Annotated in this window: 26 protein-coding genes and 1 riboswitch; of the genes, 19 read left to right on the forward strand and 7 right to left on the reverse strand. The window is 70.9% G+C overall.

All coding sequences use genetic code 11. The features are described 5' to 3' along the window. The first annotated feature begins 2 nt into the window (after positions 1–2). Entirely contained in the window at positions 3–3,176 is a 3,174-nt protein-coding gene (locus HZ992_RS01545) for an efflux RND transporter permease subunit (protein WP_209384928.1), read from the forward strand. After that, entirely contained in the window at positions 3,173–4,555 is a 1,383-nt protein-coding gene (locus HZ992_RS01550; protein ID WP_209384929.1) for an efflux transporter outer membrane subunit, read from the forward strand. Before HZ992_RS01545 ends, HZ992_RS01550 begins: the two co-directional genes overlap by 4 nt. Positions 4,556–4,561: 6 nt before the next feature. Here HZ992_RS01550 and HZ992_RS01555 read toward each other — a convergent pair whose 3' ends face one another. Further along, on the reverse strand, positions 4,562–5,332 hold the full coding sequence (locus tag HZ992_RS01555; RefSeq protein WP_209384930.1) for a TerC family protein: 771 nt from the start codon (positions 5,330–5,332) through the stop codon (positions 4,562–4,564). 89 nt (positions 5,333–5,421) lie between these two features. Here HZ992_RS01555 and HZ992_RS01560 point away from each other — a divergent pair, with 89 nt between their 5' ends. Together HZ992_RS01560 and HZ992_RS01565 are read left to right on the forward strand one after the other, a co-directional pair. Continuing rightward, positions 5,422–5,895: a YeeE/YedE family protein gene (locus tag HZ992_RS01560; RefSeq protein WP_245213322.1), complete on the forward strand. Its 474-nt coding sequence runs from the start codon at positions 5,422–5,424 to the stop codon at positions 5,893–5,895. Further along, positions 5,892–6,344 (forward strand): DUF6691 family protein, encoded by a 453-nt coding sequence (locus HZ992_RS01565; RefSeq protein WP_245213323.1) that lies wholly within the window; start codon positions 5,892–5,894, stop codon positions 6,342–6,344. Before HZ992_RS01560 ends, HZ992_RS01565 begins: the two co-directional genes overlap by 4 nt. A gap of 327 nt (positions 6,345–6,671) precedes the next feature. On the opposite strand, the gene HZ992_RS01570 is transcribed toward HZ992_RS01565, so the two are convergent. Together HZ992_RS01570 and HZ992_RS01575 are read right to left on the reverse strand one after the other, a co-directional pair. Beyond that, a complete protein-coding gene (locus HZ992_RS01570; protein WP_209384932.1) occupies positions 6,672–8,036 on the reverse strand; it encodes a GTPase/DUF3482 domain-containing protein in 1,365 nt (454 codons plus the stop codon). Next, positions 8,029–9,384 (reverse strand): DUF2868 domain-containing protein, encoded by a 1,356-nt coding sequence (locus tag HZ992_RS01575; protein WP_209384933.1) that lies wholly within the window; start codon positions 9,382–9,384, stop codon positions 8,029–8,031. The genes HZ992_RS01570 and HZ992_RS01575 overlap by 8 nt, the downstream gene beginning before the upstream one ends. A gap of 130 nt (positions 9,385–9,514) precedes the next feature. Between HZ992_RS01575 and HZ992_RS01580 the strand changes: the two genes are divergently transcribed. From HZ992_RS01580 to HZ992_RS01595, 4 genes are all read left to right on the forward strand, one after another. Beyond that, positions 9,515–9,721, forward strand: coding sequence for an MbtH family NRPS accessory protein (locus tag HZ992_RS01580; RefSeq protein ID WP_209384934.1), 207 nt, complete (start codon positions 9,515–9,517; stop codon positions 9,719–9,721). 86 nt (positions 9,722–9,807) lie between these two features. After that, on the forward strand, positions 9,808–10,371 hold the full coding sequence (locus tag HZ992_RS01585) for a cysteine hydrolase family protein (RefSeq protein ID WP_209384935.1): 564 nt from the start codon (positions 9,808–9,810) through the stop codon (positions 10,369–10,371). After that, positions 10,355–11,353, forward strand: a complete 999-nt coding sequence (locus HZ992_RS01590) for a GlxA family transcriptional regulator (protein ID WP_209384936.1) — start codon at positions 10,355–10,357, stop codon at positions 11,351–11,353. The genes HZ992_RS01585 and HZ992_RS01590 overlap by 17 nt, the downstream gene beginning before the upstream one ends. A 49-nt stretch (positions 11,354–11,402) precedes the next feature. Beyond that, positions 11,403–11,765 (forward strand): hypothetical protein, encoded by a 363-nt coding sequence (locus HZ992_RS01595; protein ID WP_209384937.1) that lies wholly within the window; start codon positions 11,403–11,405, stop codon positions 11,763–11,765. 15 nt (positions 11,766–11,780) lie between these two features. Here the strand turns inward: HZ992_RS01595 and HZ992_RS01600 are convergent, their stop codons facing one another. Continuing rightward, complete coding sequence (locus tag HZ992_RS01600; RefSeq protein ID WP_209384938.1) at positions 11,781–12,290, reverse strand: hypothetical protein; 510 nt, start codon at positions 12,288–12,290, stop codon at positions 11,781–11,783. A gap of 165 nt (positions 12,291–12,455) precedes the next feature. Between HZ992_RS01600 and HZ992_RS01605 the strand changes: the two genes are divergently transcribed. Beyond that, a complete protein-coding gene (locus HZ992_RS01605) occupies positions 12,456–13,364 on the forward strand; it encodes a 1-acylglycerol-3-phosphate O-acyltransferase, YihG family (protein WP_209387010.1) in 909 nt (302 codons plus the stop codon). Between the two features lie 19 nt (positions 13,365–13,383). On the opposite strand, the gene HZ992_RS01610 is transcribed toward HZ992_RS01605, so the two are convergent. Beyond that, positions 13,384–14,022: a CGNR zinc finger domain-containing protein gene (locus HZ992_RS01610; protein ID WP_209384939.1), complete on the reverse strand. Its 639-nt coding sequence runs from the start codon at positions 14,020–14,022 to the stop codon at positions 13,384–13,386. A gap of 64 nt (positions 14,023–14,086) precedes the next feature. Between HZ992_RS01610 and HZ992_RS01615 the strand changes: the two genes are divergently transcribed. From HZ992_RS01615 to HZ992_RS01630, 4 genes are all read left to right on the forward strand, one after another. Further along, positions 14,087–14,977 (forward strand): helix-turn-helix transcriptional regulator, encoded by an 891-nt coding sequence (locus HZ992_RS01615; RefSeq protein ID WP_209384940.1) that lies wholly within the window; start codon positions 14,087–14,089, stop codon positions 14,975–14,977. 79 nt (positions 14,978–15,056) lie between these two features. Further along, complete coding sequence (locus HZ992_RS01620; RefSeq protein WP_209384941.1) at positions 15,057–15,416, forward strand: VOC family protein; 360 nt, start codon at positions 15,057–15,059, stop codon at positions 15,414–15,416. 5 nt (positions 15,417–15,421) lie between these two features. Further along, positions 15,422–16,321 (forward strand): nuclear transport factor 2 family protein, encoded by a 900-nt coding sequence (locus HZ992_RS01625; protein WP_245213456.1) that lies wholly within the window; start codon positions 15,422–15,424, stop codon positions 16,319–16,321. 116 nt (positions 16,322–16,437) lie between these two features. Next, a riboswitch (cyclic di-GMP riboswitch) is annotated at positions 16,438–16,528 on the forward strand. 60 nt (positions 16,529–16,588) lie between these two features. Beyond that, entirely contained in the window at positions 16,589–16,831 is a 243-nt protein-coding gene (locus tag HZ992_RS01630; RefSeq protein WP_209384943.1) for a hypothetical protein, read from the forward strand. Positions 16,832–16,837: 6 nt separating this feature from the next. Here HZ992_RS01630 and HZ992_RS01635 read toward each other — a convergent pair whose 3' ends face one another. Further along, positions 16,838–17,836, reverse strand: coding sequence for an aldo/keto reductase (locus HZ992_RS01635; protein ID WP_209384944.1), 999 nt, complete (start codon positions 17,834–17,836; stop codon positions 16,838–16,840). Between the two features lie 71 nt (positions 17,837–17,907). Next, entirely contained in the window at positions 17,908–18,666 is a 759-nt protein-coding gene (locus tag HZ992_RS01640) for an IclR family transcriptional regulator (RefSeq protein WP_209384945.1), read from the reverse strand. 254 nt (positions 18,667–18,920) lie between these two features. Between HZ992_RS01640 and HZ992_RS01645 the strand changes: the two genes are divergently transcribed. From HZ992_RS01645 to HZ992_RS01670, 6 genes are all read left to right on the forward strand, one after another. Then, entirely contained in the window at positions 18,921–19,985 is a 1,065-nt protein-coding gene (locus tag HZ992_RS01645) for an aromatic ring-hydroxylating oxygenase subunit alpha (protein WP_209384946.1), read from the forward strand. Positions 19,986–19,988: 3 nt separating this feature from the next. Beyond that, entirely contained in the window at positions 19,989–20,180 is a 192-nt protein-coding gene (locus HZ992_RS01650) for a rubredoxin (RefSeq protein WP_209384947.1), read from the forward strand. A gap of 88 nt (positions 20,181–20,268) precedes the next feature. Continuing rightward, complete coding sequence (locus HZ992_RS01655) at positions 20,269–21,606, forward strand: ABC transporter substrate-binding protein (RefSeq protein ID WP_209384948.1); 1,338 nt, start codon at positions 20,269–20,271, stop codon at positions 21,604–21,606. Positions 21,607–21,620: 14 nt separating this feature from the next. After that, complete coding sequence (locus HZ992_RS01660) at positions 21,621–22,496, forward strand: branched-chain amino acid ABC transporter permease (protein ID WP_209384949.1); 876 nt, start codon at positions 21,621–21,623, stop codon at positions 22,494–22,496. Beyond that, positions 22,493–24,385 (forward strand): branched-chain amino acid ABC transporter ATP-binding protein/permease, encoded by a 1,893-nt coding sequence (locus tag HZ992_RS01665; RefSeq protein WP_209384950.1) that lies wholly within the window; start codon positions 22,493–22,495, stop codon positions 24,383–24,385. Before HZ992_RS01660 ends, HZ992_RS01665 begins: the two co-directional genes overlap by 4 nt. Next, entirely contained in the window at positions 24,366–25,070 is a 705-nt protein-coding gene (locus HZ992_RS01670; RefSeq protein ID WP_209384951.1) for an ABC transporter ATP-binding protein, read from the forward strand. Before HZ992_RS01665 ends, HZ992_RS01670 begins: the two co-directional genes overlap by 20 nt. Positions 25,071–25,080: the final 10 nt, after the last annotated feature.

The following is a 25,080-nucleotide window of genomic DNA, read 5'->3' on the forward strand; positions in this document are numbered from 1 at the left end:
GCATGGCACAGTTCTTCATCGACCGGCCCATCTTCGCGTGGGTGATCGCGCTGTTCATCCTCGTCGTGGGTGGCGTCTCGATCACGCAGCTGCCGGTGTCGCAGTACCCGCCGGTGGCGCCGCCGTCCATCGTCGTCAACGTCGGCTACCCCGGCGCCTCGGCGCAGACGCTGGAAGACAGCGTGATCGCCGTCATCGAGCGCGAGATGAACGGATCGCCCGGCCTGGCCTACTTCGAGTCGGTCACGCAGGCCGACGGCACCGGCAGCATCACGCTGAGTTTCGAGCCGGGCACCAACCCCGATCTCGCCCAGGTCGACGTGCAGAACCGCCTCTCCCGCGCCACGCCGCGCCTGCCGCAGGCGGTGGTGCAGCAGGGCGTGCGGGTGGACAAGGCGAATCCCAACTTCCTTCTGTTCGTCATCCTGTCCAGCGACAAGGGCGTGCTCGATCCGGTGGCGCTGGGCGATTTCGCCTCGCGCAACGTGGTGCCCGAGATGCAGCGCGTGCCCGGCGTCGGCCAGGCTCAGCTGTTCGGCACCGAGCGCGCCATGCGCGTGTGGATCGACCCGGCCAAGCTGGTGGGCTACCGGCTCTCCGCTGCCGACGTCAACGCGGCCATCGCGGCGCAGAACGCGCAGGTCTCCTCCGGCACCATCGGCGACCTGCCGAACACGCGCGACCAGGGCATCTTCGCCACCGTGGTGGTGAAGGGCCAGCGCGAGACGGCGGCGCAGTTCGGCGAGATCGTGCTGCGCGCCAACGTCGACGGCTCCACCGTGCGCCTGAAGGACGTCGCCCGCATTGAACTCGGCGCGCAGGCCTACAGCGTGCGCACGCGGCTGAACGGCGAACCTTCCACCGGCATCGGCATCCAGCTCTCGCCCACCGCCAACGCGCTGCAGACCGCCAAGCTGGTGAAGAAGCGCCTCGAGGAGCTGCGCCCCTACTTCCCGCCCGGCGTGAAGGCGACGATCCCCTACGACAGCTCGACCTTCATCAGCCTGTCGATCAGCCAGGTGGTCGAGACGCTCATCGAGGCGGTGATCCTGGTGTTCCTGGTGATGTACCTGTTCCTGCAGAACATCCGCTACACGATCATTCCCACGCTGGTGGTGCCGATCGCGCTGCTCGGCAGCTTCGCCTCGCTGCTCGCGCTGGGCTTCTCGATCAACGTGCTGACCATGTTCGGCATGGTGCTGGTGATCGGCATCGTCGTCGACGACGCCATCGTGGTGGTCGAGAACGTCGAGCGCATCATGAGCACCGAGGGCCTGCCGCCGCTGGAAGCGACGCGCAAGGCGATGGGGCAGATCTCCGGCGCGATCGTCGGTGTCACCGTGGTGCTGATCTCGGTGTTCGTGCCGCTGGCCTTCTTCAGCGGCGCGGTGGGCAACATCTACCGCCAGTTCGCTGCGGTGATGGTGACGGCGGTGGCCTTCTCGGCCTTCCTCGCGCTCTCGCTGACGCCGGCGCTGTGCGCCACGATCCTCAAGCCGGTGGAGGCGGGCCACCACCACGCCAAGCGCGGCTTCTTCGGCTGGTTCAACCGCGGCTTCTCGCGCACCGCCAAGGCCTACGAGGGCCTGGTCGCGCGCATCCTGCGCCGCGCCGCGCGCTACCTGGTGATCTATGCGGCGATCGTCGCCGCCGTCGTGGTGCTGTTCGGCCGCCTGCCGACCTCGTTCATCCCCAACGAGGACCAGGGCAACATCCTCGTCAACGTGCAGTTGCCGCCGGGCGCCACGCAGAACCGCACGCTGGCGGTGATGCAGCAGGTCGAGACCTACATGTCCGCCCAGCCCGAGGTGGCCAACATGGTCAGCGTGCTCGGCTTCAGCTTCTCGGGCAGCGGGCAGAACGCCGCGCTGGCCTTCGTCACGCTGAAGGACTGGGGCGAGCGCGAAGGCCCCGGCCAGTCGGCCCAGGCGCTGGTGGGGCGGGCCTTTGGCGCGCTCGGCAGGATCCGCGACGCGATCATCTTCCCGGTCAGCCCGCCGGCGATCCGTGATCTCGGCCGCGCCAACGGCTTCGCAATGCGCCTGCAGGACCGCGCCAGCGCCGGCCACGACGCGCTGCTGGCGGCGCGCAACCAGCTGCTCGGCATGGCCTCGAAAAGCCCGCTACTGGTGGCCGTGCGCCCCGATGGCCTGGAAGACGCCTCGCAACTGCAGCTCGACATCGATCGCGACAAGGCCAGTGCGCTGGGCGTGGGCTTCGCCGCCATCAACAGCGCGCTGTCGACGGCGCTGGGCTCGGCCTACGTCAACGACTTCCCGAACGCCGGCCGGCTGCAGCGCGTGGTGGTGCAGGCCGATGCGCCCACGCGCATGCAGCCCGAAGACCTGCTGCGCATCAACGTGCTGAATGGCGCCGGTGCGCCGGTGCCGCTGTCGGCTTTCGCCAGCACGCGCTGGATCACCGGGCCGATGCAGACGGTGCGCTACAACGGCTACCCGACCATGCGCATCGCCGGCGAGCCGGCGCCAGGCGTGTCCAGCGGCGCGGCGATCGCCGAGATGGAGCGCCTGGCCGCGCAGCTGCCGGCAGGTTTCGCCTACGAATGGACCGGCCTGTCGCGCGAGGAGAAACTCTCCGGCTCGACGGCGCTGATCCTGTTCGGCTTCTCGCTGCTGTCGGTGTTCCTGTGCCTGGCGGCGTTGTACGAGAGCTGGTCGATCCCGCTGTCGGTGATCCTGGTGGTGCCGCTGGGAATTCTCGGCGTGATCCTGGGCGCCAACATCCGCGGCCTGGAGAACGATGTGTTCTTCAAGGTCGGCCTGATCACCATCATCGGCCTGTCGGCGAAGAACGCCGTGCTGATCATCGAGTTCGCCAAGGACCTGGCGGCGCAGGGCAAGAGCCTGGTCGATGCCGTGCTGGAGGCGGCGCACCTGCGCTTCCGGCCGATCATCATGACCTCGATGGCCTTCATCCTCGGCGTGCTGCCGCTGGTGCTGGCCAGCGGCGCCGGCTCGGCCAGCCAGCACAGCATCGGCACCGGCGTGATGGGCGGCATGATCACCGCCACGACGCTGGCGGTGTTCTTCGTGCCGGTGTTCTTCGTCGTCGTGCGCCGCATCTTCAAGGGCAGCGAGCGGCAGCGCCGATTCGACGCCGCGCATGGCCACGCGATCGGCGCCGACGCGCCGGCCGCCGGCAAGGAGGACGCATGAACCCGCGCCAGATCCTCGCTGCGATCGCGTCCGCCGCCATGCTCGCCGGCTGTGCCAACCTGGCGCCGAGCTACGAGCGCCCGGCCGCCCCCGTGGCGGCGCAGTTCCCGGCCGCCGCCGCCTCGGCACCCATTGCCACGCCGGCCGCCGAACTCGACTGGCAGGCCTTCTTCGGCGACGAGCGCCTGAAGCGCCTGATCGCGCTGTCGCTGCAGAACAACCGCGACCTGCGCATCGCCGCGCTGAACATCGAGGCCACGCGCGCGCAGGCCCAGGTGCGCGACGCTGACCGCTGGCCCACCCTCAACGCCGGCCTGACCGGCTCGCGCCAGCCCACCGCCAGCGGCGGCATCAACTCGCTGTACACCGCCGGCCTGCAAGTCACCGCGTATGAGATCGACCTGTTCGGCCGCCTGCGCAACCTGAGCGACGCCGCGGCGGCCCAGGTGCTGGCCAGCGAGGAAGCCCGCAAGGCGGTACAGATCAGCCTGGTGTCGGCGCTGGCCACCACCCACATCGCGCTGGCCGCCGACGACGAACTGCTGCGCGTCACGCAGCAGACCGTGGCCACGCGCGAGGACTCGCTGCGGCTGATCAAGCTGCGCTTCGACAACGGCGCCAGCTCCGAGCTCGACCTGCGCCAGGCCGAGTCGCTGCTCGAGGCGGCGCGCGTGAGCCTCGCGCAGGCCACGCGCCAGCGCGCGCTCGACGAGAACGCGCTGGTGCTGCTGGTCGGTCAACCGCTGCCGGGGGAGCTGCCGGCGGGCCTGGCGGTCGAGGTGGCCGCCGGCCTGCCCGAGCTGCCGGTGGGCCTGCCCTCCGAGGTGCTGACGCGCCGGCCCGACGTGCGCCAGGCCGAGCAGCAGCTGATCGCGGCCAACGCCAACATCGGCGCGGCGCGCGCGGCCTTCTTCCCGCGCATCACGCTGACCGGCAGCGCCGGCCTGGCCAGCGGGCACCTGTCGGACCTGTTCAAGTCGGGCGCCTCGGCCTGGAGCTTCGCGCCGCAGCTGCTGCAGCCGATCTTCGACGCCGGCCGCAACCAGGGCAACCTGCAGCTCGCGCAGGTGAATCGCGACATCGCCGTGGCGCAGTACGAGCGCGCGGTGCAGTCGGCCTTCCGCGAGGTGGCCGATGCGCTGGCCGGCCGCGCCACGCTCGCCGAGCAAGTGCGCGCGCAGCAGCGCCAGCTCGAGGCGGAGCGTACGCGCAATCGCCTGGCCGAGCTGCGCTATCGCAACGGCGCGAGCAGCTACCTCGAGCTGCTCGACGCGCAGCGCTCGCTGTTCGCGGCTCAGCAGGCGCTGGTGCAGGGCCAGGCGCAGTCGGCGCAGAACCTGGCCACGCTGTACAAGGTACTCGGCGGCGGCTGGCGCTAGGCTGCGCTAGCGCGTGGCGTCCGTCGGTCCGGCCTCGCGGTAGGGGCTGTGCAGCTCCACCGGCTTGGCCGCGCGCTTCTTGCGCGCGCGGATGTTGAGCAGCTCCACGGTCACCGAGAAGGCCATCGCGAAGTACACGTAGCCCTTGGGCACGTGGTTGTCGAAGCCTTCGGCGATCAGCACCACGCCGACGACGACGAGGAAGGACAGCGCCAGCATCTTGATGCTCGGGTGCGCCGAGACGAACTCGCCGATGGCGCGTGCGAACAGCATCATCAGCGCCACCGAGGCGATCACCGCGGCGATCATGATGCGCACGTCGTCGACCATGCCCACGGCGGTGATGATCGAGTCGAGCGAGAACACCAGGTCGATCAACATGATCTGCAGGATCACCGCGCCGAAGGTGGCCTTCACCGCGCTGCTGGCGTGGCCCTCCTCGCCCTCGAGCGCGCCATGCACCTCGGTGGTTGCCTTCCAGACGAGGAACAGGCCGCCGACGATGAGGATCAGGTCGCGCCCGGAGATCGCCTGCCCGAGCACGGTGAACAAGGGCGCCACCAGCCCGACGATCCAGGCCAGCACCAGCAGCAGGCCGATGCGCATCAGCATGGCCATCGCCAGGCCGATGCGGCGCGCGAGCTCGCGCTTCTCGTGCGGCAGCTTGTCGACCAGGATCGAGATGAAGATGATGTTGTCGATGCCCAGCACCAGCTCCAGGGCGGTGAGGGTGGCGAAGGCGATCCAGGCCTCCGGCGAGGTGAGCAGTTCGATCACGTGGGTCCTTCGGGGATAAGCGCGCGATGCTAAGCGGCATCTTGCCCGGAGGCCGACAATCCCCTGATCAGCATGAGCCCGGAGTTTGTGTGTCGTCTCTTCTGTTCCCCCTCGGTTGGCAGCACTACCTGGCTGGCGGCCTGTGCATCGGCCTCGGCGTGGCGCTGCTGTACCTGGCCACCGGCCGCCTGGCCGGAATGAGCTCGGTATTCAGCTCGACCTGGTCGTACGTCAGCGCGCGGGCCTTCTTCCAGCAGCCACGCTGGCTGGGCAGCCGTGGCTGGCGGCTTCAGCTCGCGCTGGGGCTGGTCCTCGGCGCCGCCCTGTGGTGGCTGACGCTCGGGCCGGCCGAGCCGCTGTCCACCGCCGTGCCGGCGTGGCGGCTGCTGCTCGGCGGGTTGTTCGCCGGTTTCGGCGCGCGGCTGGCCGGCGGCTGCACTTCGGGACACGGCATCTGCGGCATCGGCTCGCTCAAGATGCCGTCGCTGCTGGCGGTGCTGACTTTCATGGCCACCGGCTTCGCCACGGCGCAGCTGCTGGCGGCACTCGGGGTGGCGCCATGAGCGGCGCCCGAATGACGAAGGCCACGGTTGCCACGGTTGCCGCCGGCGCGCTTTTCGGCTTCGGCCTGGCGCTGTCGGGGATGGTCCGGCCGGAAGTGATCCTGTCGTTCCTGCAGTTCCGCGACTGGGGGCTGATGCTGGTGATGGGCGGCGCGCTGACGGTCACGCTGCTCGCCTACCAGCTCGCGCCGCGCTGGCGCCGCACGCCGCTGCTCGGGGGGGCCTACGAAGCGCACACGGCGCGGATGCACCGCGACACCTTCATCGGCTCGGCGCTGTTCGGTGTCGGCTGGGGCCTGAGCGGCGTGTGCCCCGGGCCGGCCATCGCCGGCCTGGGCACGGGCAATCTGCAGCTGCTGTGGGTGCTCGGTGGGCTGGCCGCGGGCGCCTGGCTGCAGGGCGTGCTCGCCTCGCCGCGGGCGCAGGGCGGAGCGTTGCAGGAGGGCTGAGCCCGTCGCGGTCTTCGAGGGTCCTCCTGGGTCTGCGTTCGTGCGACGGGCATGGTCGCAGGTCAACGGCGGTACCCGCGTTCTCCGGCCCACGCTCGCGGGCGGCCACCGAGGGCCGCCACCGTGGTCGCATCAACACCGGGTGTGCCATGCCCTCGCCAGGGCGACCGCGAATGGGGCCTGCGCCCGCGGGCACCACCGCCGCCCTGCCGGCATCCGCGGTGGCCTGCCGTCACAAAGTCCTCGGTGCTTGTGGGGCAGGTGGTTCGGGTATGCGCTCTCCGGCCCACGCGCCACTTCCTGAATCCCTGAATGCGATCCGCGCGATCAGCCGAGTGCGCGCAACTCGGCGATCAGCGCACGCTGCGCCGCCTCGCGACGCGGCGAATCGGTTTCGGCCCACTGCGGGTGGGCGCGGGCCGGTTGCACGGCTCGCAGCACCGGTTGCAGCCGCTCCACCGGCAGCGCCGCGTGTTCCAGGTCGACGCGGCCATGAGCGGCGTGGCCGCGCGCGCTCAGTGACGCATGCAGCACCAGCAGCCGCTGCACCACCACCATCACCACCGCGTCTTCCAGCGACAGTGCCTCGCGGCCTTGCAGTGCGTCCGCCACGCGGCGGCCGAGCGTGCCGAAACCCTGGCTCGCGGCACCGCCGATCGTGGCGCCTAGCGCCGCCGCGCTGCCCAGCGACAGCCCGGCCAGCGCCACGTCGGCGGCCAGCCCGATGCCCGCGCCGATGGCCGCGCCCTTGCCCAGGCGCACGCCGGCATCGCGCAGCGTCTCGGGGTGGAACAGGTCCGCCGCCCAGCGGCCGTCGAGCCAGGGCAGCAGGGCGAGCTCGGCGTCGTCATGCGCGAAAGCGTGCACGTCGAGTAGCGACTGCACGGCGCGGCGCGCACGCTGCAGCACGTCGGCGCGGAAGCGCTCGACGATCTGCGCCTTGAGCGCCGCCGAGCTCGCCTCTTCGCGCGACAGCGTCACGCGCAGTGCGCCCAGCGAGAGCAGCGCATCGGCGATCAGGCGCAGGCCGGCCTCGTGCCGTTCGGCACGCTCGCGATCGAGGAAGCCAGCCACCTGCTGCAGCACTTCCTGCTGCTGCGGCAGCAGCGCCTGCAGGCTGGCGTAGAGCTGTGCCTGGCCGCCTTCGAACGGTGCCACTGCGTCGAATCGCGCCTGTGCATGCAGCGCGAAATCGGCCAGCAAGGCGCTCCACTGCGCCTCACGCGACTGCGGGTCGCGCACGAAGTTGAGCACCGGCAGCACCGGCTTGCCGCAGGACGCGAGGATCTCCACCTCGCAGCGGAACTTGGCGACCACCGGCTCGCGGCAGTCGATGACGAACAGCGCGGCGTCGATGTCCAGCAGTGCGCGCAGCACCTTCGCCTCCTGCTCGAAGTCCTCGCGCGCGGCGCGCGTCTCGAGGAAGGCGCGGATGCGCTGCGGCGGCGTCATGTCGGCGCGCAGCGGGCCCAGCGCGGCGAGCAGGCCGGTCGGGTCTTCCAGGCCCGGTGTGTCGAAGAAGCGCAGCACGGCGCGGCCGTCGATGGCCAGGTCGACCGACTCGACGTGGCGAGTCGTGCCCGGCCGGTCCGACACCTCGCCGAAATCGCGCCTGCGCGTCAGCGTGCGCAGCAGCGAGGTCTTGCCGGCGTTGGTGTGGCCGACGACCGCGATGGCCAGCGGCTCAGCCATGGCTGCTCCAGCGCCGTGCCTCGCCGGCCTCGGCGAACACCGGCACATCGGCGCGGCCGGCGGCGTCCAGCCAGGCGCGCCAGCGGGGCAGGGCGGTCGATGCCAGAGCGGCGGGCAGGAGCAGGAGCGCTGTGGGCACCGGCCGCGCGCCGTCGAGAATGCGGCCGGTGCCGCGGTCGGGTGTCGAGACGGCATGGCAGACCAGCAGCAGCCGCGCCGGCGGTGCCGCGGCCAGCCGTTGCAGCAGCGCGGCGCGCTCGTCGCCGCGGCCTTCGATGCGCTCGCTCCATGCCGCGTCGGCGGCCAGCGACGGCGGCAGCTCGGACTCCGGCGGCAGTTCGAAGCCGACCAGTGCGAACGTGCCGCCGAGGGCCGGCGCGGCCATCGCATCGCGCCGCGCTTGCGGCACCGCATGCTCGGCGTCGATCACCTGCGTCGGCGCGAGCGCTTCGAAGCGGTTGATCAGCGTGCGGTAGTACGGGTCCTGCGTGTCCAGCGCCAGCGCCGCGCTGCGCGCGCGGGCCACCACGGCGCACAGTGCCAGCAGCAGCAGGCGAGGCAACGCGCCGTAGGCCAGCGTACCGGAGATCAGCCACCAGCCCAGCGCATGCGAGGCGCCGGCGGTTTCCGCGGCATCCGGCACCCGCGCCTGCAGACCGAGCTGGGCCGGCAGCCAGGCGATCGCGCGCGCCGTCTCGTGCAGCGCCTGCGGCGACAGGATGGTGGTCTCGAAGCCCAGGCGGTATTCGCTCAGCGACAGCACGGCCACCAGGCCCAGCGCCGCCAGAAGGTAGGCCACCGCCCACAGCAGGTGGTTGAGCCCGCCGAGCAGCCAGGGTGCGAGGCGGCTTGCGTCGAGCAGGCGCAGCGCGGCCGGCGCGACGCGCGCCGAGCGGCGCTGCCACGGGCCGCGGCGCCCGAGCCAGGCCGCTGCGTGGCCGAGCACGCCGGCGCCGCCACGGCCCGGCAGCGCGGCGAACAGCGCCCAGGCCGCGATGCCTGCGAGGTTGGGCAGCACGAGCAGCGCCAGTGCCGCGAGCGCATTGATGCGCCGGCCATCACCGAGCAGCGACATCGTCACCAGCGCGGCGAACAGCACGCCGGCGGCCACTGCGGTCAGGCCCAGCATCGGCAGTGCGCGGCGCAGCCAGGCGGCGTCGGCGTCCAGGCCGGTGTCGGCGGCGAGGGTGAGTGCCCGCTGCACGATGCGCGCCTCGCGTTGCGGCGATGCGGCCACCGCCGCGCGCATCGCCCGCTCGTCCTGCAGCGGCGTGGCCGCTTCGAGGTCCTTCACGGCCTCGGTGAGCAGCAGGTCCTGCAGGGAGAACACGGGGGCGTGGCGCGGCATCGCGGCAAGGGTAGCAGGCTCGCCGAGCGCGCCCAGGCTGTGGGTCGTGCGCGATAGGAGTGTGAAAACTTGCCGCTGCGGCCGCCGCACCCACTGGCGGCCGCGGGGCCTGCGCTCCTAAGCTGGGCGCATGCCGAAAGTCGCCCGTGCCCCCACCTACGAGATCGTCGTCAACGACCGCCGCGAGTACGCCGTCTGGCCGAGCGCGCGGCCCTTGCCGGCGGGATGGCGGCACAGCGGCAAGTCCGGCGGGCGCGACGCTCTGCTCGCCTACCTGAAGTCGGTGTGCATGGACCCGGTGGAGGTGGTGGCGCTGACGCCGCCTGTCCGGAAGTGATCGGCGAACGTCGCTGAGCGCGTGGCCGCCGCAGGGCGGCGGGGGCACAGTCCGGGCATCCCTACCCGACTGAAAAGGAGCCCTCCATGAAGAGCGCATTGATCGTCATCGACGTGCAGGAATCGTTCACCCGGCGTCCCTACTTCTCCGCGGCCGACGTGCCGGCCTACCTGGCCGCGCAGAACCGGCTGATCGAAGGCTTCGAGGCGCAGGGCCTGCCCATCGTTCGTGTGTTCCACGTCTCGCCCGGTGGCGATGCGAGCGACCCCTTCACCGTGGCCAGCGGCCAGGTCAAGCCGCTCGAGGGACTGCGCGATTTCACCCCGGCGCACGAGGTGCACAAGACGCGCCACAGCGCCCTGGTGGGTACCGGCCTGGACGTCTGGCTCACCGAGCAGGGCATCGGGCAGGTCGTGGTCAGCGGCATCCGCACCGAGCAGTGCTGCGAGACCACCACGCGCCACGCCAGCGACCTGGGCTGGCGGGTGGTGTTCGTGCCCGAGGCCACGCTGACCTTCGACATGACACTGCCCGACGGCAGCCCGTTCCGCGCCGCCGACATCCGCGCGCGCACGGCCAGCGTGCTGCAGGGGCGCTTTGCCCGCGTGCTGGGGGTGGACGACACTCTCGCCCATGTCCGCGCCGACTGAGCCCATCGACGTCTACTTCGTACTGCCGCGCGGCAGCCTGATCCTCGACTGGGCCGGCCCGGCCGAGGCGCTGCGTTTCGCCAACACCGAGCTGCCGCCGCGCCGGCCGGCCTTCGTGCTGCACTTCGTGGCGCCCGAAGCCACGTCGCAGAGTTCGGTCGGTGCGATGGTCGCCGGCCTGGCGCCGCTGCCCGAACGTGTCGACGCGCCGGCCTGGGTGGTGCTGGTCGGGCGCACGTCGAACTCGCAGCGCCGCGGCGACGATCACCGCACCGACCGCGAGGACCGTCTCGTCGTCGACTGGCTGCGCCGCGTGCAGCCGGGCGAGCGCGGCGTGCGCCTGGTGACCGTGTGCTCGGGCGCGTTGCTGGCCGCATCGGCCGGACTGTTCGCACGCAGGCGCGTCACCACGCACCACGGCGACCTCGACGAACTGGCACGGCGAGCGCCGGATGCCACCGTCGTGCCCGACCGCGTCTTCGTGCACGACGGCGACATCTGGTCGAGTGCCGGCGTCACCGCAGGCATCGACCTCGCGCTGCACCTGGTGGCCGCGCACTGCGGTCCGGTGGTGGCCGCGCGGGTGGCGCAGCGCATGGCGGTGGCGCTGCGCCGGGGGCCCGACGATCCGCAGCTCTCGCCCTTCCTCGCGCACCGCCAGCATTTCAATGCGCGGCTGCATCGCGTGCAGGACGCGCTGTCGGCCGCGCCGCGCGAGCCCTGGAGCGTGGCGCGCATGGCCGAGTTCGTGCACACCACGCCGCGCACGCTGACGCGCCTGTTCGGCGAGCACGCCGGCACCACACCGCTGGCCTACCTGCGCGGCATTCGCCTGGCACTGGCGCGCACCGCGCTCGAGGCCGGCAGCAGCGTCGGCGCTGCGGCCGAAGCGGCCGGTTTCCACTCCGACCTGCAGCTGCGCCGCGCCTGGCATGCGGCCGGCCTGTCCGGATCGCCGAACGCATCGCGTGGGACAGGGTGAGCAGGGTGCGAGGCGCACCCGTGCACCTCAACCCACCGGAGCTCTTTCCATGCGATTCACCTTCATTGCCGCGCCGCTGCTCGGCCTGGCCATGGCCACGATCAGCCCGGCGGTGCCGGCGCAGGCCGTGAAGGCCGAGCTGCGCGGCGCCGCGCAGTCGGCCCGCCAGGCACGCGCCGAGCACGACTTCCGAGCGGGCCGCTACGCCTCGGCCTATGCCCGCTTTGCCTCGCTGGCCGACGCAGGACATGCTCCTTCGGCACAGGTTGCGCTGCTGATGGTGCGCCACGGCCCGGCGCTGTTCGGCAGCGACTGGTTCGCCACGCCGGCGCAGCAGATGCGCTGGAATGCACTGGTCGTCAACGCGGCGCGCGGCCGCCTCGACATCGAGGACAACGAGCGCGGCGACTGAGCCGCCGGCCCGCCGTCACGCTGCCGGCAGTGTCGGCTGCGCGGAGCGGGCCAGGCGCAACTGGACCAGCGCGACGAAGACCGCGGCCAGCGGCCAGACGAGCAGCACCGTGCGCACGATCTCGCGGTCCATCGTCAACACACCCGCCCCCACGAGTGCCGCGGCCAGCAGGTCAGCGGCCAGCGAGATGCACAGGCACAGGGTGCACTCCGCCATGCGCTGAGTCAGCGAGACGAGCATCAGCGCCGCATAGGCCAGCCCCGCGCCGAACAGCACCTGAGCGCCGGGTTCATGCCCGGCCACGCCGTGCCGCAGCCAGGCGGCGACGAAGAACAACGCGCTGCAGGCCAGGAACCCCGGGCTGAGCACGCGGATGGACGGAGGCACCGAGCGGTGCGCGCCGGCGAACAACAGCCCGCGCAGGCCGATGCCGACGATCTGCAGCATCAGGCGGCCTGCCAGCACGATGGGCTGCAGGGCCAGGTGCTGCGTGCGGTGAGCGCGGATCGGTGTGGGTGCGGGCATGGGTGCTCCTCGTCGAGGCGTTCGCATCAGGCCACGAGCCCGGCGATGCGGCAATCCGCTCCCTTGGGGGACGCCATCCCCCTAGGCCGTCGCTGGCGCAGCCGTGCCGGGGGTGTTGCGGCAGGTCATGCCCCGTGGCCGACGCCGGAGGCGACAATGCCGCCGATGCTGTCCTTCCTGCCTGCTGGCCTGCGTGGTGCCCTTGCCGGGCTCGCGCTCGGCCTGAACACCCTGATCTTCACGCTGCTGATGGTGCCGCCGGCTCTCGTCAAGCTGGTGCTGCCCCTGCCCGGCGTGCGCACCGTCTGCGACCGGATGCTCAATGCGCTGGCCTCGCGCTGGGTGGCCAACAACGACGCCTGGATCACCGCGGTGAACCCGCGCGCGGTGTGGGACGTCCAGGGCGTGGCGAGCCTGCATCCGCGCGGCTGGTACCTGGTGTCGAGCAACCACCAGAGCTGGGTCGACATCCTGGTGCTGCAGCGCGTGCTGCACGGCCACGTGCCCTTCCTGAAGTTCTTCCTCAAGGCCGAACTGATCTGGGTGCCGGTGATCGGGCTGGCCTGGTGGGCGCTGGACTTCCCGTTCATGAAACGCGGCAAGGGCCGCGGCGCGCGCCACAACGACCTGCGCACCACGCGCGAGGCCTGCGAGAAGTTCAAGCGCATCCCGACCACGGTGATGAACTTCGTCGAAGGCACGCGCTTCACGCCGGCCAAGCATGCCGCGCAGGCCAGCCCCTACCGCCACCTGCTCAAGCCGAAGATCGGCGGCCTGGGCATCGCGCTGGCCACCATGGGTGAGCAGTTCGAGGCGCTGCTCGACGTCACCATCGTCTACCCGCATGGCGCGCCGACCTTCTGGCACCTGCTGTGCGGCGGCATCGATGCGGTCACCGTGCGCGTGCGGCAGTGCGCCATCCCGCCCGATCTGCTCGGTGGCGACCCGATGGGCGACAAGGCCTATCGGCAGCGCATCGGCGCCTGGATCGACGCGCAATGGGCCGAGAAGGATGCGTTGATCGACTCCCTGCTCCAGGCCGACGTTCAGGCACGCCGCGCGGCGACGCACTGACGGCGGCCCGGCGGCGCGCTCACGGCAGCGAGCGGCCCGCTTTGCGCAGCGCGTGCCGCTGCACCTTGGCGCGGTTGCCGCAGGTGCTCATCGAGCACCAGCGCCGGCTGCCGCCCTTGCTGTCGTCGACGAACAGCCAGCGGCACTTCTCGTTCGCGCACTGGCGCAGGCGCACGCGCTGCGTGGCCAGTGCCAGATCGGCCGCCGACCACAGCACCGGCGCGAGCACCTCGCTCGCGACGGGCGAGACCATGGGCACGCGCCAGCCGGCGCGCTGGCCCTCGAGCACCCAGTGGCGGCGCGGCGGTGTGCCGGCCAGCCAGTCGCCCAGGGCCTGGGTCTCGGCCGCGGGTTGCGTGCCGCCGGCCAGCGCGGCGAACAGGCAGTAGAGCAACTCGCGCAACTGCAGCGCGTCGTCGAAGAGGCGCTGCGCCACGCCGGGATCGGTGCGGCGCAGCGCCTGCAGGCTCGCGCCCGTGCGGGCGTCCACGACGCCGGCGCCTTCGAGCCAGCGCTCCAGCGCAGTGAAGTCGACCAGCGATTCGGTGGGGGCCCCGCTGCCGCGCCAGTAGCGCGTGTTGGCGAAGTCCAGGCACAGCGTCGGCGCCGGCGCGGCCACCAGGCGAGAAGGGGTGCCGCCCTCCGTGGGGAAACTCATGCGGCATCCTACTAACCCCCCAGGCGGTTGACAACGCCGGCCGCTCGGATCGAAACTAACCTGCATGAGGGTTAGTTCTATCGGATCCGCACCGCGCCCGCCACGCCAGGTGCTGCTGCGCAGCCAGGGCCTGTCGGTCGTCGACTACCGCTGCACAGCCGCGCAGGGCGATCCGGCCGTGACCGAACTGCACACTCGGCATGTGCTCGCTTACGTGCGCCGCGGCGGCTTCGGCTGCCGCTGCCGCGGGCGGCAGTTCGACCTGGTGGCCGGCTCGATGTTCGTCGGCCACCCCGGCGACGAATACACCTGCACGCACGATCACCATGCCGGCGGCGACGAATGCCTGTCCTTTCATGTCGAGCCCGCGCTGGCCGACGAGATCGGTGCTCCGCCGATGGCCTGGCGCGTCGGTGCGCTGGCGCCGGTGCCGGCGCTGGTGGTGCTGGGCGAACTGGCGCAGGCCGCGGCCCGGGGCCGCACCGACATCGGTGTCGACGAGGCCGGCCTGCGGCTCGTGCGGCGCTTCGTCGAGCTGGTTGCCGGCCGCGAGGCACCGGCGCCGGCCGCCTCCGCCGCCGACCGCAGGCGTGCGATGCGTGCGGCGCTGTGGATCGAATCGAATTCGCAGGATCCGATCGACCTCGACGCTGCGGCCGCGCAGGCCGGCCTGAGCAGCTTTCACTTCCTGCGCGTGTTCTCGCGCGTGTTCGGGCTCACGCCACACCAGTACCTGGTCCGCCGGCGACTGGGCCACGCGGCGCGCTTGCTGGCCGACGACACGATGCCGGTGACCGACCTGGCTTTCCACGTCGGCTTCGGCGACCTGTCGAACTTCGTGCGCAGCTTCGGGCAGGCGGCCGGCATGTCGCCGACGCAGTTTCGCCGCCTGGCCCGGGGCGAGCGGCGGGCGTTGCGCGACCGCCTGGGCGCGCCGATCGCCGAGCTTCGCTGAACCGGCCCGCATCGCAAGTTTCTCCAAGCGCCGCCGCCGCGTTGCGCGGAGCATGCCGCCACCAACCCTGGAGGTGAGCATGTTCGATCACATCGGCATCAAGGTCCGCGATCTGCAGGCGAGCGCGGCGTTCTACGCGGCGGTGCTCGGCCCACTGGGTCATGAACTGGGCTACGCCGACGAAGCCAGCGTCGGCTTCGGCCCCGCCGCGGCGCCCTCGCTGTGGCTGTACGCCTGCGACACGCCGGTCGGGCCAGGCAGCCACATCGCCTTTCGCGCCGCCGACCCCGCTGCAGTCGATCGTTTCCACCGTGCCGCGCTGCAGGCCGGCGGGCGCGACAACGGTGCGCCCGGCCCGCGGCCGCACTACAGCGATACCTACTACGCGGCCTTCGTCATCGACCCCGACGGCAACAACGTCGAGGCGGTGCGCCCTTGAGTGCCATGAAGGGCCGCTTTGCGCCGCTGATCGTGGCCAACTGCGCCGCCGCGCTGCTGGCCTTCGGCGCCCGGGCCGGCGCGGCCGCAGCGGTGCCGGCCGAAGCGCTGGCGGAATCCCAACTGCTCGCCATCGACCGGGTCATCGTCGGGGCCGGGCCTGCACGCGATGCCGGTTCGCTGGGCGAGCTGGTCGGCAACGACTTCCGCATGGTCGGACACGACGGCGCCCGAGTCGATCGGTCCGCCTTCCTCGCCGCGTCGGTGCGGCCGAACCGCCCCGGCAGGCTGTCGCACGAGGAGGTGCGCGTGCGGCTGTTCGGCGCGGTGGCGCTGGTGCACGGCGTGGTCGAGGCGCTCGATGACGGCCAGCCTCCGCTGCGGCTGCGCTATACCCACGTGTTCCATTGGCAGGCCGATCGCTGGCTGCTGGTGGCTGCGCAGTCGACGCCGCTGCGCGAGGGCGTCGCGACGGCGGTTCGGCAGAGCAACCCGCCGCCGCAGGTCGCGGCTTGGCTTGGCCGCGATCCGGTCGGCGACGACACCGACGTGCTGCGCCAGCTCAACGAGCAGTATGTGCGCGCCTTCCGCGAGGCGGACGTGGCCTGGTATGAAGCCCACCTGGCGTCCGACTACATGGTCACCCAGGGCGACGGCGCGTTCGAGTACCGCGCCGGCGCGCTGGCCGCATTCGCGCGGCCGACCTTCGCCACGCACTTCCGCAGCTTCCCGGTCGAGCAAGTGAACATCCGCCGCTTCGGCGAGCTGGCGCTGATCGAGGCCGACAACCCGTACGAGATGAAGGACGGCCGCACCGGCACCGCCCGCTACACCGACATCTGGCAGAAGCAGCCGGGCGGCTGGCGCTGCATCTCGGCGCACATCACGCCGGTGCGCGTCGGCTGAGTGGGCGCCGCGCAGCGAGGGCGTCGATCGGCGCAAGCCGCGAACTTCGACACGCTTGCAGGCGGGAACTGGTAACGAAGTCTTTGCCGTCGGGTTGCGTCTGGATACAGTTGCCCGCGAGACAAAGGCACACCCGTGCGAAAGCCGGGGTCGCAAAGCTTCCGGTCTACCGCCCTGGCAACGGGCCACGACAGCGGGGTTGCCCAGCACGCGAGGCCGGCCCGGTTTCGCCTGGGTGCATCGATTCACCCAGCGCAGGAGCCCCCCATGCAGGCCATCCGGATCGAGAAGACCCTTCACCGCGGCGCCGGCGAGCACGTCGTCATCGCGCAGGACCCCGCCAACCGCTGCTACGTGGGTGTGAGCAACGGGCCTGGCGAGCCGGGTGACTTCATGTTCGTCGAGATCGACCGCGTCACCCTGCTCGAACTCGAGCGCGGCACCACCGATGCCGGCACGGTGATGCGCGATCGCTGCGCAGGCATCGTGCTGCTGCCCCTGGACGCGTGAGCCCGCTCAGCGGCGGCCCGACAGCGGATAGGCCGGGTCGTTGTAGCCCGGCGTGGACGGGTGCCCGGGCGAGACCAGCGAATCGACCAGCGCTTCGTCGGCCGTGTCGATGGCGATGTCGAGCGCGCCGAGGTACGACTGCCATTGCGCGAGCGTGCGCGGGCCGGCGATGACCGAACTGATAGCGCGATGCGCGAGCACCCAGGCCGTGGCGAAGTGCAGCAGCGACAGACCCTTGCCCGCGCAATGCGCCTGCAGCGTCTGCGCGATCTGCAGCGATTCGTCGCGGAACTCGGTCTGCAGCATCCGCTTGTCGCCGCGCCCGGCGCGCGTGCCCTGCGCAGGCTGGCTGCCCGGCGCGTACTTGCCGGCGAGCACGCCACGCGCGATCGGGCTGTACGGGACCACGCCGATGCCGTGGTGCGCGCAGACGTCGAGCACCTCCACCTCGGGCTGGCGGTTGAGCAGGTTGTAGTACGGCTGGCAAACCACCGGCGCGGGCATGTTCAGCGCGCGCGCCAGGGCCACCATCTCGGCGATGCGCCAGCCGCGGAAGTTCGACACGCCCCAGTAGCGGATCTTGCCGTCGCGCAGCAGCGTGTCGATGGCGCGCAGCGGCTCCTCCAGGTCCATGCCGTTGTAGTCGCGGTGCAGGTAGTGGATGTCGACGTGGTCGGTGCCCAGCCGCTGCAGGCTGGCCTCGCATTCGCGCAGCACCCAGGCGCGCGAGTAGTGCGATTCGTTCGGCCGCTCCGACATCTTGTTGCCCACCTTGGTGGCCAGCACCCAGTCGTGCCGGCTGCCCTTCAGCAACTCGCCGACCATGGTCTCCGATCCCCCGGTCGAGTACACATCGGCGGTGTCGATGAAGTTGACGCCGTGCTCCTTGGCGTGGGCGACGATGCTGCGCGCTTCGGGCAGATCGGTCTGGTCGGCGAACATCATCGTGCCGAGGCACAGCTCGGACACCTGCAGCGGGCTCTTGCCGAGGGGGCGGTAGCGCATGGGAGATCCTGGTCGCGTGGCGGGTGGAGGCGGCAGCATAGCCGCAGCGCCGCCGGCACGGGTGGGCACGCCTATGCGCCGGCGCTGCCCGTCCAGCCCAGGCGCGACGAGATGCTGCGTGCCACCTCCACCACCGCCGGCGCGAACTGCTTCACGACGCGCGACTTGAGGCGGTCGACGGGGCCGGAGATGCCGATCGCCGCGATCACGCTGCCGCGGCCGTCGCGGATGGGCGCGGCCACGCCACACACGCCTTCGCGCCACTCACCGCGGTTGATGGCGTAGCCGGCCTCGCGCACGCGCTTGAGTTCGGCGCGCAGCTCGGTCGGGTCGGTGATGGTGTTGGCGGTGTGGCTACGCAGCTCGCGCGCCACCGCGTCGACCACGGCTGCACTGGCATGAGCGAGCAGCGCCTTGCCGGTGGCCACGCAGTAGGCGGGGGCGCGCCCGCCCACCTTGGAATACGCGCGCACAGGCTGCGGGCTGTCGACCTTGTCGATGTAGACCACCTCGCCGTGGTCGAGGATGGACAGGTGCACTGTCTCGCCGGTCAGCGCGACGAGCCGCTCCATCGGCTCGAAGGCCACGCGCTTCACGTCGAGCTTGTCGAGCACTTCCACGCCGAGCTCCCAGAGCTTGAGCGTGACCTCGTAGCGGCCCGTGGCGCCGACGTTCTGGACGTAGCCCTGTTCGTTCAGCGTCTGCAGCAGGCGGTGCACGTTGCTCTTGGTGAGCTGCAGCTGCCGCGCGAGTTCGCTGACGCCGCAGGGTTCGCCGGCGCGCGCCAGCGCCTCCAGGAGCGCCAGGCCGTTGACGAAGGTCGTGTTCATCGGGGATCCCGCCGGTGCGGCGGGCGCGGCAGCGCCTGAGGTCGAGGCTGTCATGGCGAGGTTCGATCTCCTGGGCTGCGGCAGGCGGGGCAAATGCTACGGGTAAGCACCCGCCTGCCACACGTTGACAGGGGCAAGCGCCGGCGCCTAAAGTTCGTACCAGGTAATGATACAGCGTATCAATATATAGAACAAGCGAAATCTGCGATCGGTCGCAACAGGAGACAGGCGTGGCAGGGACCTTGATCAGGAACATGTGGTACGTCGCCGGCTGGAGTGAGGAGTTCGCGGCCGGCAGACTGGTTGGGCAGACCATCGTCGGCCTGCCCGTGGTGCTGTGGCGTGTCGAGAGCGGCAGCGATGCCGGCCAGGTGGTGGCCCTGGAGGGCCGCTGCTGCCACAAGCGCATGCCGCTGGCCTCGGGCAAGCTGCTCGCCGACGGCACGCTCGAATGCGCGTACCACGGCCTGTGCTTCAACAGCACCGGCCAGTGCGTGAAGATCCCTTCGCAACCCGGCAGTCCGATCCCCAAGCGCGCCAAGGTGCGCCCGTATCCGGTGCTGGAGCAGGACGGGCTCGTGTGGGTCTGGATGGGCGATGCCGACCCGGCCGCCGCGCCCCCGCGCGTGCCCGAGATGAAGAGCGCCGACTGGGAATGCATCCACCAGCCCAACAACGTGGTGGCCGCGAACTACCTGCTGCTGATCGAGAACCTGCTCGACATCAGCCACTTCTATCCGCTGCACGACGGCAACATCGGCGACGCGGCGCACAGCGAGATCCCGGTCGAATTCGACTTTGCCTCGATCGATGGCAACCGCTCGATCAAGTGCATCCGCCAGGCCAAGAGCTATCACCACCCGCCCTACCTGGCCGACTTCTTCGGCTACGAGCTGGTCGACCGCTACCACACGCATGCGATGGTCTCGCCGGGCATCGTGCGGGTCGACCTGCGCTGCGCACCGCCGGGGCAGCTCGGCACCGAGGCCGAGCGCGGCTACATCCTTACCCACATGATCACGCCGATCGACGAGAAGCACCACAACTGGCGCATCGGAGTGACCTGCAAGGCCGACCACCGCTGGCCCGCCGACCCGAGCATCTCCACCGCGCGCCGCGTGGCCACGCAGTTCCCCGGTGTCGTGGCCGAAGACCTGTGGGCCCTGGTCGAGCAGCAGTCGATGTTCGACCTCGGCGACGAGCGCTACCCCGGCGAGATGCACCTGCGCTCCGACACGGCGCTGCTCAAGGCGCGCGAGATCGTGCGCGAGCTGGTGGCGGCCGAGACCGCGCCGGCCGCCGACACCGCGGCGGCCTGAGGCATGGCCGACGACTCGCCGCCCGCCGTCTGGCTGTGCGTCATCTGCGGTTTCGTCTACGACGAGAGCCTGGGCCTGCCTGAAGACGGCATCGCGCCGGGAACGCGCTGGGCCGACGTGCCCGAGGACTGGGGCTGCCCCGAGTGCGGGGCGGCCAAGGCCGAGTTCGAGATGGTTCGCATCGAGGGCGCCTGAGAGCACCCGTCGCCTGGAGACTTTTCCCCTGCCGCGGACCGACCATCCCCACGGCAGGGGCCCTTCCAAAACAATGGAGACACCCGACATGAACGGACACCAAGACGAGGACTCACGCCGGCAACGGCGCGAGCTGATGAAGTTCGCGGCCCTGAACGCCGGGCTGCTGGCCCTGCCCGGCGGCCTGCGCGAAGCGATGGCCCAGACGTCGGTGGGCAACTTCCCGGACGGCGTGAAGGGCGACACCGCCTTCGTCGGCGTGTCGGTGCCACTGACCGGCCCGTTCTCTGCCGAGGGCAAGGACCAGCAGCTCGGCTTCGAACTCGCCTTCGAGCACCTGAACTCCGGCAAGTGGGTCGGGCTCGTGCCCGAGCTCAAGGCCAAGGGCGTGCTGGGCAAGCGCATCGAGTTCGGCGTCGCCGACACCGAAGCCAAGCCCGAGCCGGCGATCCAGGCGCAGACGCGCTTCCTGCGCAACAACAAGGCCATCCTGATGACCGGCTGCTACAGCAGCGCGGTGACGGTGGCACTGGGCAAGCTGGCCACGCGCGAGAAGGTGCTCTACATGGCCGGCCCGGCCGGCTCCGACGACGTGACTGGCAAGGATTGCCAGCGATTCAGCTTCCGCTCGCAGCCGAGCACCTACATGGCGGCCAAGGCGCTCGCGCCGGTGCTCGCCGAAAAGCTCGGCAAGGGCCGCAAGGTCGCCTATCTGGTGCCCGACTACACCTTCGGCCACACGCAGTTCAACGCCATGGTGCGCTTCACCGAAGGCATGGGCTGGACGGTGGCCACCAAGCAGGTCTGCCCGATCGGCACGGCCGACTACAGCACCTACCTGCTGAACATCGCCAACAGCGGCGCCGACGTGTTCGTCAACTGCACGGTGGGCAATGACTGCTCGCTGTCGGTGAAGCAGGCGCGCACCTTCGGCGTGCTGAAGAACACCGCGCTGGTGGTGCCCACGCTGCAGCCCTTCCTCGCGCAGCAGCTCGGCGCCGAGGTCACGCAGGGCCTTTGGGGCGCGATGGACTTCTGGTGGACGATGGGCGCCAACAACCCGATCGCCAAGCTGTTCGTCGATGACTTCCTCGCCAAGCACAAGTACAAGCCGTACTGGCCGGCGCACATCGCCTACAGCCAGATGCAGATCTGGGCGGCGGCGGTGGAACGGGCCCAGTCGTTCAACCCGATCGAGGTGATCAAGCAGCTGGAATCCGGCAAGCCGATGACCACCAGCCTCGGCGAGGTGTACTACCGCGCCGGCGACCACCAGCTGATCCGCCCCGTGCCGGTGATGCGCGGCAAGAAGCCTTCGGAGATGAAGTCCCCCGACGACTACTACGAGCTGGTGCAGACGGTCGCCGGCAAGGACGCCGTGCCGCCGCTCGAGGAGACGAACTGCAAGATGGGCGATCTCGCCTGAGCGGGAGCCCGAGCATGCCGCCCACCGGGTTGATCCTCTCGCAAGTCTTCCACGGCCTCGTGCTGGGCGGCATGCTCGCCCTCGTCGGCTCGGGGCTGACGATCATCCTGGGCACGCTCGGGCTGGTGAACTTCGCGCACGGGGCCTTCTTCACCTTCGCCGCCTACGCCGGCTGGATCGTCTACGAACAGACCGGCTCCTACCTCGTCGCACTGGTGCTGGGCTCGCTGCTGACCTGCGCGCTCGGCCTGGTCATCGAACGCTCGCTGATCAGCCGCTTCTACCAGCGCCCCCACGAAGACCAGATCCTGCTCACCTTCGGCCTGGGCATCGTCATCACCGAAGCACTGCGCTGGCAGTTCGGCGGTGTCGGCAAGACCATGCCGGTGCCCGAGCTCCTGTCGGGCGCGCTGCGTGTCGGGCCGATCATCTACCCCGAGTACCGTCTCGCAGTGTTCGGCATCGCCGCGCTGGCGCTGCTGGGCTGCTACCTGCTGCTCTACCACTCGCGCCTGGGCCTGATCGTGCGGGCGGCGATCGAGGACACGGTGATGGTGCGCATGCTCGGACTGCGCGCCTCGCGCATCCGCTCGATGGTGTTCGGCCTGGGCGTGCTGGCAGTGGGCGTGGCCGGCGTGGCGCTCGGGCCGATCGTCTCGATCTACCCGGACGTCGGCGCGCGCTTCATGGTGCACTCCTTCGTCGTCGTGGTGATCGGCGGGCTGGGCTCGTTCCCCGGCGCCATCCTCGGCGGCTTCGTCGCCGGGCAGATCCAGACGCTGACCTCGATCTTCGATCCGGCCTACAGCGACCTGATGCTCTTCCTCGTGATGGTCATCATCCTGGCGGTGCGTCCGCGTGGCCTGCTCGGTGTGGAGGGGCGGCAATGACCGACGACGCGCAGGCCCGGGCGATTCCAGCGCGCGCGCGTTCGCCGCGCCTGGCGCTCGCGCCGGAGGCCTGGATCGTGCTCGCGCTGGCCGCGATGCCCTTCGTGCTGCTGCAGACCGGCGGCTCCGTCGACACCGCGATCCGCATCCTCATCTGGGGCCTGTTCGGACTGGGCTTCGACATCCTGTTCGGCTACGCCGGCCTGCTGTCGTTCGGGCAGGCGGCCTTCTTCGGCGCCGGCGGCTTCGTCACGGCCTACCTGCTCATCAGCGGCGCGGTCAGCAGCGTGCTGCTGGCCACGCTGATCGGCATCACCGTCGCGATGGCGCTCAGCGTGCTGGTCGGCTGGGTCTCGCTGCGTCGCGTGGGCATCTACTTCTCGATGATCACCTTCGCCATCGGCGAGCTCGCCCACTTCATGCAGAACTCGGTGCTGTCGCGCTGGACCGGTGGCGACAACGGCCTGCCCGGCGTGCCCTACCCGCGCTTCAAGGTCGGCGAGCGGCTGGTCGAGATCGCGCCGGGCTGGGGCATGTATGTCATGCTGGCAGTGATCTTCGTGGCCACCTTCTGGTTCGCGCGGCGCCTCGTGCAGTCGCCCTTCGGCCACGTGCTCAACGCGATGCGGATCAACCCCGACCGCACCCTGGCGGTGGGCCACCACCTGCAGCGCTACAAGATGGCGGCGCTGGTCGTCTCGGCGGCCTACTCGGGCCTGGCCGGTGCGATGCTCGGCGTCTTCCAAAGCTACATCGGGCCCGATGCCGTGTCGCTCGAGACCTCCAGCCAGGTCGTGATGCAGACGGTGATCGGCGGCGTGCGCACGCTGGTCGGCCCGCTGGTCGGTGCGGCGATCTGGATCTTCCTGCGCGACGTGCTGCAGCAGATCCCGGGCATCGGCGGCGCCTGGAAGCTGATCCTCGGCGCGCTGTTCGTGCTGGCGGTGACGGTGATGCGCCGCGGCATCGTCGGCGAGATCCGCCACTGGCACCAGCAGCGAACGGCGCGAGCCATTGCGGGCGCTGCGGCGGCGCGGCCGCGAGACCTTGGCCCGGCCGCCGAAAAGGTGCAGCCGATCCGCGCGAGCGCCGTCGCCACGCGCGTCGCGCCCGGCGCCGACGCGCCGGTGGCCATCGAGGCACGCGACATCCGCATGCAGTTCGGCGGCCTGGTGGCGCTCGAGCAGGTCAACCTGGCCGTGCGCAGCGGCGAGATCATGGGCCTGATCGGCCCGAACGGCGCGGGCAAGAGCACGCTGTTCAAGATCATGACCGGCGAGCTGCGGCCCACCGCCGGCGACGTGGTCTTCGGCGAACGCGTGATCACCGGCATCGGCGTGCGCGAGGCCTGCCGCATCGGCGTGAGCAAGAGCTACCAGATCGTGCAGGTCTACCCGGAGCTGACGGCGCGCGAGAACCTGTACGTGCCGATCCTGGCGCGCCAGCGCGGCGCCTTCCGCTTCGACGTGCTGCGCACGCTGCGCGGCAACCCGGCGATGGAGGAAGAGGTCGAGCGGGCGCTGCGCGTGATGGAGCTGCACGAGCGCTGCGATGTGATGGTCTCGGAGATGGCCTACGGCGAGAAGCGCCGCCTGGAGATCGCCATCGCGCTGGCCACCGAGCCGCGCGTGCTGCTGCTCGACGAGCCGCTGGCCGGCCTGAGCCCGGCCGAGCGCGTGCAGGTGGTGCAGGTGATCCGCCACGCCGCGGAGGGCCGCACGGTGCTGATCGTCGAGCACGACATGGACGCGGTGTTCGAGCTGGCCGACCGCATCACCATGCTGCACATGGGCCGCAACCTGATCACCGGCACGCCGGCCGAGATCCGGGACAACGCGGCGGTGCACACCGCCTACCTGGGAGCGCGCGATGAACGCCCCGCTGCTTGAGCTGGATCGCGTCAACACCTTCTACGGCGAGTCGCACGCGCTGCACGACGTGCAGGTGCATGTGGGCGAGGGCGAAGTGGTGGCGCTGCTCGGCCGCAACGGTGCCGGCAAGAGCACGACGCTGAAGACCATCATGGGCGTGCTGCCGCCGCGCAGCGGCAGCCTGCGCTTCGGCGGCGAGACGCTGACCGACCCGACCCCCGAAGACCTGGCACGCCGCGGCGTGCAGCTGGTGCCGGAAGACCGGCGCATCTTCGGCAGCCTGAGCGTCGAGGAGAACCTGGTGATCGCCGCGCTGAGCTGCGAGCAGCCGATGCCGATCGCCGAGATCTACCGCATCTTCCCGCGCCTGGAAGAGCGCCGCCGCTCGCTCGGCCGCTTCCTCTCCGGCGGCGAGCAGCAGATGCTGTCGATCGCGCGGGCGATGGTGCGCAAGCCGCGCCTGCTCATGCTCGACGAGCCCTTCGAGGGCCTCGCGCCGATCATCGTGCAGGCGCTGCTCGCCGTCGTGGCCGATCTTGCGCGGCATGGCCAGACCATCGTCATCGTCGAGCAGAACGTCGAGGTCTGCCTGCGCCTGGCGCAGCGCGCCTACGTGCTGAGCAATGGCCAGGTGGTCTACGAGGGCCGCGCCGCGGACCTGCGCGAAGACCGAGAGACCCAGCGCCGCTACCTGAGCGTCTGAGATGAATCAC

The sequence above is a fragment of the Rhizobacter sp. AJA081-3 genome (assembly GCF_017795745.1).
Classification (GTDB): domain Bacteria; phylum Pseudomonadota; class Gammaproteobacteria; order Burkholderiales; family Burkholderiaceae_C; genus Piscinibacter.

Coding starts and splice junctions, on each gene's coding strand:
- HZ992_RS01545 (WP_209384928.1), top strand. CDS start 3: ATGGCACAGTTCTTCATCGACCGGCCCATCTTCGCGTGGGTGATCGCG.
- HZ992_RS01550 (WP_209384929.1), top strand. CDS start 3,173: ATGAACCCGCGCCAGATCCTCGCTGCGATCGCGTCCGCCGCCATGCTC.
- HZ992_RS01565 (WP_245213323.1), top strand. CDS start 5,892: ATGAGCGGCGCCCGAATGACGAAGGCCACGGTTGCCACGGTTGCCGCC.
- HZ992_RS01570 (WP_209384932.1), bottom strand. CDS start 8,036: ATGGCTGAGCCGCTGGCCATCGCGGTCGTCGGCCACACCAACGCCGGC.
- HZ992_RS01575 (WP_209384933.1), bottom strand. CDS start 9,384: ATGCCGCGCCACGCCCCCGTGTTCTCCCTGCAGGACCTGCTGCTCACC.
- HZ992_RS01580 (WP_209384934.1), top strand. CDS start 9,515: ATGCCGAAAGTCGCCCGTGCCCCCACCTACGAGATCGTCGTCAACGAC.
- HZ992_RS01585 (WP_209384935.1), top strand. CDS start 9,808: ATGAAGAGCGCATTGATCGTCATCGACGTGCAGGAATCGTTCACCCGG.
- HZ992_RS01590 (WP_209384936.1), top strand. CDS start 10,355: ATGTCCGCGCCGACTGAGCCCATCGACGTCTACTTCGTACTGCCGCGC.
- HZ992_RS01595 (WP_209384937.1), top strand. CDS start 11,403: ATGCGATTCACCTTCATTGCCGCGCCGCTGCTCGGCCTGGCCATGGCC.
- HZ992_RS01600 (WP_209384938.1), bottom strand. CDS start 12,290: ATGCCCGCACCCACACCGATCCGCGCTCACCGCACGCAGCACCTGGCC.
- HZ992_RS01605 (WP_209387010.1), top strand. CDS start 12,456: ATGCTGTCCTTCCTGCCTGCTGGCCTGCGTGGTGCCCTTGCCGGGCTC.
- HZ992_RS01610 (WP_209384939.1), bottom strand. CDS start 14,022: ATGAGTTTCCCCACGGAGGGCGGCACCCCTTCTCGCCTGGTGGCCGCG.
- HZ992_RS01615 (WP_209384940.1), top strand. CDS start 14,087: ATGAGGGTTAGTTCTATCGGATCCGCACCGCGCCCGCCACGCCAGGTG.
- HZ992_RS01620 (WP_209384941.1), top strand. CDS start 15,057: ATGTTCGATCACATCGGCATCAAGGTCCGCGATCTGCAGGCGAGCGCG.
- HZ992_RS01625 (WP_245213456.1), top strand. CDS start 15,422: ATGAAGGGCCGCTTTGCGCCGCTGATCGTGGCCAACTGCGCCGCCGCG.
- HZ992_RS01630 (WP_209384943.1), top strand. CDS start 16,589: ATGCAGGCCATCCGGATCGAGAAGACCCTTCACCGCGGCGCCGGCGAG.
- HZ992_RS01635 (WP_209384944.1), bottom strand. CDS start 17,836: ATGCGCTACCGCCCCCTCGGCAAGAGCCCGCTGCAGGTGTCCGAGCTG.
- HZ992_RS01640 (WP_209384945.1), bottom strand. CDS start 18,666: ATGAACACGACCTTCGTCAACGGCCTGGCGCTCCTGGAGGCGCTGGCG.
- HZ992_RS01645 (WP_209384946.1), top strand. CDS start 18,921: ATGTGGTACGTCGCCGGCTGGAGTGAGGAGTTCGCGGCCGGCAGACTG.
- HZ992_RS01650 (WP_209384947.1), top strand. CDS start 19,989: ATGGCCGACGACTCGCCGCCCGCCGTCTGGCTGTGCGTCATCTGCGGT.
- HZ992_RS01655 (WP_209384948.1), top strand. CDS start 20,269: ATGAACGGACACCAAGACGAGGACTCACGCCGGCAACGGCGCGAGCTG.
- HZ992_RS01660 (WP_209384949.1), top strand. CDS start 21,621: ATGCCGCCCACCGGGTTGATCCTCTCGCAAGTCTTCCACGGCCTCGTG.
- HZ992_RS01665 (WP_209384950.1), top strand. CDS start 22,493: ATGACCGACGACGCGCAGGCCCGGGCGATTCCAGCGCGCGCGCGTTCG.
- HZ992_RS01670 (WP_209384951.1), top strand. CDS start 24,366: ATGAACGCCCCGCTGCTTGAGCTGGATCGCGTCAACACCTTCTACGGC.